This is a genomic window from Rothia sp. HMSC08A08 (genome assembly GCF_001808385.1).
Taxonomy (GTDB): domain Bacteria; phylum Actinomycetota; class Actinomycetes; order Actinomycetales; family Micrococcaceae; genus Rothia; species Rothia dentocariosa.
In genome coordinates this window covers 73,882-83,932 of record NZ_KV793068.1, presented here as the reverse complement: position 1 = coordinate 83,932, position 10,051 = coordinate 73,882, and the positions used below count along the sequence as shown (strand labels likewise).

Below are 10,051 nucleotides of genomic sequence, written 5' to 3'. Positions count from 1 at the left end.
TTCGAAGTACTTCACCATCGAAAGAGACTCGTAGCTTTTCCGTGAGTATCATCTGGCCTAAGAAGAATGCCAAGATACCACTCAAGGTTCCTACGACAAAAGCTACCACCGTCACCACAAGGGCTTTAGCAGAATATAAAAGAGAACGACGCGGTACTGCTAACTGACTTGTTTGCATAGCACCCGTGGCATATTCAGATGCAATAAATACCGTCGCCATGGAAGAAAGAATAATGCCTCCCAATGAAGCGCCTACAACTCCGATAGAATACGACGCGCTCTTCATCTGGTCAATGATCTCGGAACCGTTGACTGATTGCCCATTCACAATCTGCGATGTACTCACATCTTTCTCATACTGTGCCAATTGTTCGTTAAAAACAGGAGCCAGCAGCATTGCGAGTCCTAAAATCAGCACTACCGTAATGATGAAGAGAACCTGCTGAGAACGTAGGGAGCGCATCTTTAACCATTCTGAGCGGAGCACACCCAGGAATGATAGATTATGAGCAACCGGTGCAGGCGCATTTTTAGTAGCGTAAGTTTGAGTACTCATTTATATGTTCCTCCCATTCCCCTGCTGGGTTTCATCGATAAAGCTGTGCTCTGGAGAACTAGTCACCGGTTGCAGTTGAGGATCGGCTGCCGGTGCATTCGGCACCGAAGAAACCGCGGCTACGGCACCAGCACCTGGAAGACTATCAGAGACATATTCAACCTCTGAACGTGTAATTTCAAGGTAAACATCCTCAAGAGTCGCTTCATGAGGCGCCAGCTCATAGAGCAAAATTTGCTCACGCAAAGCGAGTTCACCCAGGTCGCGAGCATCAGCCGAAACCAACAAACCATCGGTATCGACTGCTTCGAAAGGAAGCGATCGTTCCGCAAGGAGTGAAGCGAAAAGGTCACGTTCATCGGTACGAACCAGAACTTTATGACCGCCTACTCGCGAGATAAGTTCATCAATAGACGTATGTTCCAGCAGGCGACCGCGCCCAATAATAATGAGGTCGTCAGCGGTCTGCGCCATCTCGCTCATGAGGTGTGAAGAAATCAGCACCGCCCGACCTTCGGATGCCAAATACTTTGCCAACTGACGAACCCACACCACACCTTCGGGATCAAGACCATTAACCGGCTCGTCCAAAATAACGTTATGGGGATCGCCCAAGATAGCTGAGGCAATACCTAAACGCTGGTTCATACCGAGGGAAAAACCGCCAACCTTCCGCTTAGCCACCTGACTAAGACCGGTCATGCCGATAACTTCGTCCACACGTTTCGCCGAAATACCATGGGTAAGCGCAATAGACATAAGGTGCGTGCGTGCACTGCGCCCCGGATGCACCGATTTCCCGTCAAGGAGGGCTCCTACCGTATGGAGCGGAGATTTAAGGGACTGATAATTTTTGCCGTCCACAAGGGCTTCGCCCGAGGTGGGCTTATGGAGTCCGACCAGCATGCGCATCGTGGTCGATTTACCTGCCCCATTGGGACCCAAGAAACCGGTGACTTTACCGTCGGGAACGATAAAAGACATATCGTTAACGGCGGTTTTATCACCGTACATCTTAGTAAGATTCTGAACCTGTAACATCTACATCTACCCTTCTGAAGAAGTTTAAGGTTGCTCTATCACGTCCAGTCTACGGTTCTCACTTCGGAGAATATAGGATTTTTGAGGTTCCTTCGGAATTTTTATTATTTCTCAATCTTTTTACATACACCGTTTCACGTGAAACATTGATGCTGTCTATAAGAAAATTCCTATAGAAATATAGTTATCCAACGTATAGAGATAGAAATACTACTATATCGAAGTATCTCCAAGAATAGTCCTGATACCCGTCCCCTAGGGTTGTGCGCCCACGTCTGTGAAATTACTGTAGTTAAAAATAGACCGTATACGAAGGGGTAGGGAACTATGCGTAGGACTAGCAGTACACCGGAACCACAGAAAAACCGTGCAGGATACGTCCGGTGGGGCAGGTGCCTCCTTGGTAGTACAGCGCTTGCTGCCACAACCTACATAAGTGTTCAAGGTATACGATGCCGCCGGGCACTCCACGATGCTGTGGACGAACTCGCGTCGTATCCGGTCAAAACGGCGCATCTCAGCTATGGAGAGATAGCATATCTCGATATTATGCCCACCGGGTCGTCCTCAGTATATAGCGACCCTCCCGTTATTCTGTCTCTGCACGGTATCTATGGCGGCTACGACCAAGCCTTTGAGAACGTTAGGGAGCTCTCGAAACACTACAGGATTATTGCTCCATCGCGTTTTGGGTACCCCGGAAGCGCGGTCGCAGGTGAAGGGAGTCCCAAAGAACAGGCAGCGGCTCTGATGGCCCTCCTCGATATCCTCAATATTGAGCAGGTCTATGTGCTAGGCGCCTCTGCCGGAGGAACCCCCGCTCTTCGTTTCGCTCTGGATTATCCGGAACGGACCGCAGGTCTTATTCTCCTCAGCTCTGCTCCGCCCTGGGAGGAAAAACCACGAAAGCTGCCCACGCGTATGGGGCCTCCTGCCGCTCTGAACCATGACTACATCATGTGGCTGCTGTCTCCGTTTTTCAAACCTCTATTTGGGCTTCCCACACACACCATATATGGGATGTTCCCCCTACAGGAGCGACGTATGGGAGCCAAGATCGACGCAGCTATCACAAACCCGGATATGGCGGTCCATCTTGAGGAATACCCCATTGAGAGCTTGGAACCGCCCGTTTTTCTGATCCATGCACAAGATGACCGAGTTGTGCCTTTTGCCCAGCCGCGAGGGCATGTGCAGAGTTCTATGTACCGATACCCGAATCTCACCACATGTATCTTCGAAACGGGTGGTCATATGATCGAGGGGCATTTGGAAGAGGTAACCCAAGCGGTCATAGATTTTATTGACGGTACTCTGTAACACGCAATGTTTCACGTGAAACATACCCCTCCCCTACCCCGCACTTCTCGGGTAAAACGGATAATTGGCTCCACATATGAAAAGGGCATCGCATCCCAGTCGGAATGCGACGCCCTCACAGCGTCTAAATACGCCCTGCTTATGCGGCTGCTACAACGTCCAGAGTAACGTTGGCAACAACATCCTCATGCAGACGAGCGGTCACCTGGTACTCACCGGTGCGCTTGATAGCGGAACCGAGGTGAATGGTGCGCTTGTCGATAGTGCCGAGACCTGCCTCTTCAATAGCGTCAGCAATAGCATCTGCCTTAACGGAGCCGAAGAGACGACCATCAGCACCAGCCTTGTGTGCTACTACAATCGGGCGAGCAGAGAGCTTAGCTGCGGTCTCCTGGGCTTCTTCCAGGGAGGCCTTCGCACGGGCCGCACGGGCCGCACGGATAGATTCAACCTGCTTCTCGCCGCCAACGGTCCACGAAACGGCAAAGCCGCGAGGAAGAAGGTAGTTACGTGCATAGCCGTTCTTAACGGTGACGATGTCACCAGCGGCACCCAGACCGGTTACTTCCTGAGTCAGAATAATCTTAGCCATAGTACTTGTTACTCTCCTTCTCGTTAGCGGCCAGCGCCGGAGTAGGGAAGCAGTGCAACCTCACGGGCATTCTTAATTGCCTGAGCGATCTTGCGCTGTTCCTGAACGGTCACGCCAGTTACGCGGCGAGCGCGGATCTTGCCGCGATCGGAGATGAACTTGCGTAGCAAGGCGACGTCTTTGTAATCGATAACGGTGACGTCAGCAGCTTTCAGGGGGTTCTGCTTAGGTTTGGGCTTACGGATTTCAGCCTTAGCCATCGTGGTGCTCCTTTAGGTTGGGAGCCCGCGGCGTTAACCGCGGGATGGATTGATATATGGTTTGGTTTGAGGAAGACGGAACGTTTCTTTAGAACGGAGGTTCATCATCGGCACCGGTACCCCAATCGTAGTTTCCGCCGGACTGCGAGGTCCACGGATCAGCTGCAGGTGCCTGCTGCTGTGCCGGTTGTGCGGGCGCCTGTTGGGCTCCCCCACCGAATCCGGCATTACTGGAGTAACCGTTTCCGCCCTGCTGCTGAGCGAAGCCCTGCTGCGGCGCGGAATTGTTAAAACCACCCTGCTGGGGGTTATTACCGAAGTTATTACCGCCAAAGTTGCCGCCCTGCTGACCACCGAAGTTACCTCCAGAGGTGCGCTGTGAACGGGTTACCTGGGCGGTAGCGTACCGTAGAGCGGGACCGATCTCATCGAGCTCGATCTCCATTGAGGTACGGCGTTCGCCTTCCTTCGTTTCATACGAGCGAGACTTCAAACGACCCTGGGCGATCACACGGGTTCCCTTTTTCAGGGTCTCTGCGACGTTCTCTGCGTAGTCGCGCCAAATAGACGCACGCAGGAACAGTGCCTCACCGTCTTCCCACTGACCGGTTTGACGGTTGTAGGTACGCGGGGTAGATGCAATCGTAAAGTTTGCAACCGCTGCACCTGCGGGAGTGTAGCGCAACTCAGGGTCGCTGGTGAGATTCCCGACCACAGTGATAATGGTTTCGCCTGCCATTGATGCCTCCTCGAATGGATTCAAGTATATAACTCTAGGTAACCATAGGAACCTGACATTTTAATCAGGTCGCGGTTTTAGAGTCTTACTTGTTGACCTTCTGATCCTCCGGACGGATGATCTTGGTACGCATAACGGACTCGTTCAGGTTTAGAACACGGTCGAGCTCAGCGGCGGTCTCAGGGCTCGCGGTGAAGTTAACAACCGCATAGATACCTTCGGACTTCTTCTGGATCTCGTATGCCAGACGGCGGCGACCCCAGATGTCAAGGTTGTCGATGGTACCGCCAGCGTTGGTGACGATTTCCAGGAACTTCGACAGAGACGGCTCTACCGCTCGGTCCTCAACCTCGGGGTTGAGGATAACCATCAGTTCGTATGCACGCATGATTAAACCCCTCCTTTGGGCTAAACGGCTATGGGATTTCCATAGCAGGAGATTCATGTGGCACCCGGTGCAGCATCCTCTTGTTCAGGATGCACACACAGATTCTTCTATACTACACGAGAATACAGGGTAGAATCCAGCAAAGAGAAGGATGCGCCCGCCACACCGCGTGGGTGTAACGGGAGCATCCTGAAGCTAGAGTCTTGAACGCTAAAAATTCTGGTTTTAGTAGTAACGAACCGAAGAGTCCCGAAGGTTGAGGATGGCGACTCGAAGGATATTCGTGAAGAGGTCTTTGAAGAGCAGAAGGCCTAGCGGAATACCGGTTATCCAACCTAAACCTATGGGCGTCAGCAGGCTGGTTATACCGGTGAGCGCCAGATAAAGCAGCCCCTGAATTGGCTGACGCAGATAAAACTTGTGGATGCCTAACCATCCGAGGAAAAGCCACAGCACATAGGTGAGAATCACAGATTTGGGGCGAATCACGACGACGGTCGATTGTTCATGTTCGGAGTTCACATAAGTACGGCTGCCCGGAACGGTTCCATGGGCGAAAAGTTTAGGTTCATAAACCTGTTGCGACATATTTCCTTCCTTCGTGAGTGTTTCAGCGCGCTGTATATAACGCGCTCACTGCAAGTTTAGACAGTTCACATGCGCAAACCCTGGGAACGGGGTGTGTATTCGGTGGGAGTCTGCCCTCCCCTCCCCCACCGCACCAACCTTCGTTCAGACAAAAATCCCGCATCCTCGACTGTGAGGATGCGGGATTCTCCAATGCGCGGTGGGATCGTGATAATGGGCTGTTACTGCTTCACGACAACGGGGGTTACACCGTTGAGTTGGTTCACCCGGCCAGGTATCAGGAAAATATCAATGATGAGCAATATGCCCAAAATTACAAGAGGAATTATCCCGATAAGAAACCAAACAGTTGCCCAGCCAGTAAGGAATAAACACAGGTATAGAATCCCTTGACCCGTTTGGTTCAGATAAAACTTGTGAATACCAGGGGAACCTAGGAAAAACCACAGCAGATATGCCACCGCCATGGATTTGGGTTGCTGCACCATCATGACCGGTGCTACGGCAATAGGTTGTATGGGCTGTCCGTGAGGTTGAGAACCGTTGAATGCGGGGTTAGAAGCCGGATTAAAGGCAGAGTTATCAGACATAGTAATGCCCTTTCGGTGAATGTGTATTCGTGCGCGGCGAACGCTGCCGCTGAGTACCATCCTACACGTCAATTTAGCTTCACAGAGGCATTTAGTGAACCTTATACACCGTAGTCTCCGTCATACTCTTTTCCGCAGTATTCCGCCGTATTATGGGGATTTAGGGCTCTCCGTGCTCCTGCCACCACACAAGCAGACGGCGGGTCGCTTCTTCTTCACCAAGTTCACCCTCATCCAAACGCAGGTTCAGCAGGAATTTATACGCCTGCCCCACAAGAGGCCCAGGACCGATGCCCAGCACCGCCATAATCTGTTCGCCATCCAGTTCAGGGCGCATCGCATCCAGCTCTTCTTGGGCTGCAAGCTCATCAATACGCCGCTCCAAATCATCGTATGCCTGCGCCAGCGAGCGCGCCATGCGCTTATTGCGCGTGGTGACATCCGACCGAGAAAGCCTGTGGAGACGCTGCAGCTGCTCCCCTGCGTCCCGCACATATCGACGTACTGCCGAGTCGGTCCACCCGGCCTCACGGTAGCCGTAGAAGCGCATATGAAGCTCCACGAGGCGCGCCACCGCCTTGATGGTGTCGTTATCAAAGCGTAGGGCGCGCATCCGTTTTTTGACCATGCGCGCGCCAACCACATCGTGCTGCAGAAAAGATACCGAGCCGTCTTTCTCGAATCTGCGGGTTTTGGGTTTGCCAATGTCGTGTAGAAGCGATGCGAAACGCAGCACAAAATCGGGCGCGGGGCAGGGACCGTCAGCGTCAGTTTCCTTCTCGATCGCCTGTTCCATAACTTTGAGCGAGTGCTCATAAACGTCTTTATGGTGGTGTGAAGGGTCCATTTCCATGCGCAGGGCGGGCAGCTCCGGGAGCACATAGTCCGCAAGCCCGGTTTCTACGAGCAAGTTCAGGCCCACGCGCGGGTAATCTGCACAGATGAGTTTGATGAGTTCGTCGCGCACCCGTTCCGCCGAAATAATCTCGATGCGCGATGCCATCTGCCGCATCGCTTCGGATACTTCCGGCGCTACAGTGAGATTGAACCGAGCAGCAAACCGTGCCGCGCGCATCATACGAAGAGGATCTTCGGAAAAGGATTCTTGAGGCGAGCGCGGGGTTCGCAAAACGCCCTCTGCTAAATCTTTAGTGCCGTGGAAAAGATCCACGATTTCCCCCGAAGGCAGCGCAGCAGCCATGGCGTTGATGGTGAAGTCGCGCCGTATTAGGTCAGCCTTCAGATCGGTGCCGAATTCCACCGTGGGTTTGCGGGAATCAGCAACGTACACTTCGGCGCGGTAGGTCGTTACCTCGTAAACAGCGCCGTTTTTGCGGGCGCTGATAGTGCCGTATTCTTTGCCGATATCCCAGATATGCTCTCCCCAGGCGCTCAAAATCTGCTTGCTCTGGGCGGGGGTGGCGTTCGTAGTCATATCAAAATCGGTAAACTCGCCGGGGGTATTGCGTAGTTCATCACGCACCAGACCACCGACTAGATAGAGATCAAAACCCGCCTGGCGGTAGAGTTCGCCGAGTTCAACAGCATCCGGATATTTTGAGAGCACATCAAGTTTTTGCGACATAGTCTCTTAATCCTGCCAGATATTAGCGGCAAGAGCATATTAGAGGGCTCCTATCAGCCGCACCATAGCCCAAAATAGCGCCGCATCGGATAAGGTAGAACTATGAGTTTTCCCGTACCGCGCGCACCCAAAATGCGCCCCTTCGCGCCCCAGCTTCCGGTGCCTGCGCTTGAAGAGGTCTCTTCGGGAGGGCTCATGATTAATTTTGATAGTCCCGACCTGCCTGTGGCAATCATTGCGCGCTATAACCGCAACAGACAGCTCGAATGGTGTCTACCTAAGGGACACGTTGAAGGTCATGAAAATCTGATAGAAACAGCTCAGCGAGAAATAGCCGAAGAAACCGGAATTACCGGTTACATTGTTGCTACCCTCGGGTATATCGACTACTGGTTTACGTCTAGTGGGCAGCGCATTCATAAAACGGTACATCACTACCTTTTTTGTGCTACCGGAGGCCGCCTAACCATTGAGCATGACCCCGATCATGAAGCAGTCGATGTTGCGTGGGTACCCCTGGCAGAGCTTAGCCAGAAACTCTCTTTCGCTAATGAACGGCGCATCGCAGATATTGCACGAGAGTATATTAATACCCAGCTCTAACGTCACAACCAGGAGAAGAAGTTGGCACGTACCGATGCACGCTCAAGCGCCATTATGGCGGCGGGAACGCTCGTATCCCGTGTTCTAGGGTTCCTTAAGGCAATCCTTCTCACGGTGGCACTGGGTGCCCTCTCGACCGTAGGTGACGTCTTCGAGACCGCAAATACGCTCCCCAACCTCATCTACGTGTTGGTCGCCGGTGGTGTGTTCAACGCCGTGCTCGTGCCGCAGATTATCAAAGCCGCTAAAGCCCAAGACGGCGGCGAACGGTATATTTCCAAGCTCGTGACCATTACGGTGACGGCCATCGGTCTGATTACAGCGATTACGCTGGCGTGCGCCATCCCTATTATCAACGTCATGGGCTCTACATGGACGCCAGAGCAGAAAGAACTCGGGTATATATTCTCGTTCTGGTGTTTGCCGCAAATCTTCTTCTACGGGCTTTATACGGTCATTGGGCAGGTACTCAACGCGAAAGAGGCCTTCGGGGCTTTCATGTGGGCGCCCGTGCTCAATAACGTCGTTGCTATCGCTGCGCTCTTTATCTTTATTTTCACCTTCGGGGCGCAGGATACAACCATCAATCCGCCACGCCACTCGGTCGAAAGCTGGACGTCGATGCAGACGATCTTCCTTGCCGGATCGGCAACTCTGGGTGTGGCGTTGCAGGCTATCGTTCTCTTTATCCCGCTCAGGAAGCTGGGGCTGCGGCTCAAGCCGGACTTTGGCTGGCGCGGTATCGGACTGCGGGAAGCATCTCGTCTGGCGATTTGGACCCTTGCCGCGGGTGCGGTCTCTAACCTGTCGTATATGTATATGACGCGGGTTGCCGCATCCGTGGTGAGCGCCCGCGCCCAGTATGCCGATATGGGTATTCAGATTCCCGGTCTGCAGGCAATGAACTACGCCTCGATGCTCTACTCACTCCCCCACGGCGTGATCGGCATTTCCATCGCTACCGTGCTCTTTAACCGCATGAGTTCCTCCGCCATTGCGGACGATAGCGACAGCGTCATTCACGCCCTTTCACACGGTATGCGTACCGCCGGTATTGCCACCGTTTTCTGTGCGCTCGCACTTATCGTCCTCGCCGGTCCCGTGGCGGTGCTCTTTAGCGGCGGAGATCCGGTTGCGGCAACCGTCATTGGGCGCCTCATTGCTATTACCGCATTGGGAACCCCCGCACTGACCATATCCTTCCTCTACGGGCGCGTTCTCTATGCCCGAGAGAATGCGCGCACCCCCTTCCTCATTCAGTTCTACGCCGCGATTGTTATGGTCATTATGAGTGGGGTTGCCTCCCTGCTTGACCCGCGCTACACCGTGTATGCGCTCTCCCTGATTTTCCCGGTGCAGAACCTCTTCGTGGTCGCCATCAGCCACTACGAAATTCGCCGCAGACTTGGGTATTATGGGCAGAAGCGTATTATCAACATGTACGCTCGTACTACCCTCGCGGCATGTTTTGCGGGAGTTATTGCCGCCGCCGTATTGTGGGTATTGGGCGGATACAATCTTGATGGCTTCGCCTGGGCATCAAAAATTTCAGCGGTTATAACCCTTATAATCTGTGGTCTCACCATGCTCTTCAGCTATGTGGTGATGCTCAAGATTTTCCGCGTGCGTGAGGCAGATGCTCTCTTCGCACCCATTGCAGGCAAGGTAAAAGCGCTCGCACGGCGAGGGGCCTCAAACGAATCTTAAACCAGCCCGCAAACCGCTAAAAACACCGTATCTGGCGTAATCCGGGTAAAATCTTTGGAAGAGCCTACTAAACTATAGGCGA

Annotated in this window: 12 protein-coding genes; 3 read left to right on the top strand and 9 right to left on the bottom strand. The window is 53.1% G+C overall.

Annotated features, from left to right (window positions below; translation table 11 throughout):
• Together HMPREF3164_RS05350 and HMPREF3164_RS05345 are read right to left on the bottom strand one after the other, a co-directional pair.
• The coding region (locus HMPREF3164_RS05350; protein ID WP_371326220.1) for an ABC transporter permease subunit at nucleotides 1-556 on the bottom strand (556 nt) is incomplete at its 3' end.
• Nucleotides 557-1,597 carry an ABC transporter ATP-binding protein gene (locus HMPREF3164_RS05345; protein WP_004005951.1) on the bottom strand — a complete coding sequence of 347 codons (1,041 nt, stop codon included), beginning with the start codon at nucleotides 1,595-1,597 and terminating at the stop codon, nucleotides 557-559.
• A 477-nt stretch (nucleotides 1,598-2,074) separates the two neighbouring features.
• Between HMPREF3164_RS05345 and HMPREF3164_RS05340 the strand changes: the two genes are divergently transcribed.
• Nucleotides 2,075-2,917: an alpha/beta fold hydrolase gene (locus tag HMPREF3164_RS05340; protein ID WP_239664812.1), complete on the top strand. Its 843-nt coding sequence runs from the start codon at nucleotides 2,075-2,077 to the stop codon at nucleotides 2,915-2,917.
• A gap of 139 nt (nucleotides 2,918-3,056) precedes the next feature.
• On the opposite strand, the gene rplI is transcribed toward HMPREF3164_RS05340, so the two are convergent.
• The 7 genes from rplI to HMPREF3164_RS05305 all read right to left on the bottom strand — a co-directional run bounded on the left by rplI (nucleotide 3,057) and on the right by HMPREF3164_RS05305 (nucleotide 7,659).
• Nucleotides 3,057-3,509: a 50S ribosomal protein L9 gene (gene rplI / locus HMPREF3164_RS05335; protein ID WP_004005949.1), complete on the bottom strand. Its 453-nt coding sequence runs from the start codon at nucleotides 3,507-3,509 to the stop codon at nucleotides 3,057-3,059.
• Nucleotides 3,510-3,532: 23 nt separating this feature from the next.
• Nucleotides 3,533-3,769, bottom strand: a complete 237-nt coding sequence (gene rpsR / locus HMPREF3164_RS05330) for a 30S ribosomal protein S18 (protein WP_004005948.1) — start codon at nucleotides 3,767-3,769, stop codon at nucleotides 3,533-3,535.
• An 88-nt stretch (nucleotides 3,770-3,857) separates the two neighbouring features.
• Nucleotides 3,858-4,508 (bottom strand): single-stranded DNA-binding protein, encoded by a 651-nt coding sequence (locus tag HMPREF3164_RS05325; RefSeq protein WP_004005947.1) that lies wholly within the window; start codon nucleotides 4,506-4,508, stop codon nucleotides 3,858-3,860.
• Nucleotides 4,509-4,593: 85 nt separating this feature from the next.
• The gene (gene rpsF, locus HMPREF3164_RS05320) at nucleotides 4,594-4,896 is read right to left on the bottom strand and encodes a 30S ribosomal protein S6 (protein WP_004005946.1); all 303 of its coding nucleotides are present in this window, start codon (nucleotides 4,894-4,896) and stop codon (nucleotides 4,594-4,596) included.
• A 225-nt stretch (nucleotides 4,897-5,121) separates the two neighbouring features.
• Nucleotides 5,122-5,484 carry a TM2 domain-containing protein gene (locus tag HMPREF3164_RS05315; protein WP_048755440.1) on the bottom strand — a complete coding sequence of 121 codons (363 nt, stop codon included), beginning with the start codon at nucleotides 5,482-5,484 and terminating at the stop codon, nucleotides 5,122-5,124.
• 221 nt (nucleotides 5,485-5,705) lie between these two features.
• Entirely contained in the window at nucleotides 5,706-6,074 is a 369-nt protein-coding gene (locus tag HMPREF3164_RS05310; RefSeq protein ID WP_141744107.1) for a TM2 domain-containing protein, read from the bottom strand.
• A 160-nt stretch (nucleotides 6,075-6,234) separates the two neighbouring features.
• Nucleotides 6,235-7,659, bottom strand: a complete 1,425-nt coding sequence (locus HMPREF3164_RS05305; protein WP_070449429.1) for a CCA tRNA nucleotidyltransferase — start codon at nucleotides 7,657-7,659, stop codon at nucleotides 6,235-6,237.
• A gap of 102 nt (nucleotides 7,660-7,761) precedes the next feature.
• Between HMPREF3164_RS05305 and HMPREF3164_RS05300 the strand changes: the two genes are divergently transcribed.
• Together HMPREF3164_RS05300 and murJ are read left to right on the top strand one after the other, a co-directional pair.
• The gene (locus HMPREF3164_RS05300; RefSeq protein WP_070449428.1) at nucleotides 7,762-8,262 is read left to right on the top strand and encodes an NUDIX hydrolase; all 501 of its coding nucleotides are present in this window, start codon (nucleotides 7,762-7,764) and stop codon (nucleotides 8,260-8,262) included.
• A 21-nt stretch (nucleotides 8,263-8,283) separates the two neighbouring features.
• Nucleotides 8,284-9,969: a murein biosynthesis integral membrane protein MurJ gene (murJ, locus tag HMPREF3164_RS05295; RefSeq protein ID WP_048752390.1), complete on the top strand. Its 1,686-nt coding sequence runs from the start codon at nucleotides 8,284-8,286 to the stop codon at nucleotides 9,967-9,969.
• Nucleotides 9,970-10,051 lie beyond the last annotated feature (82 nt).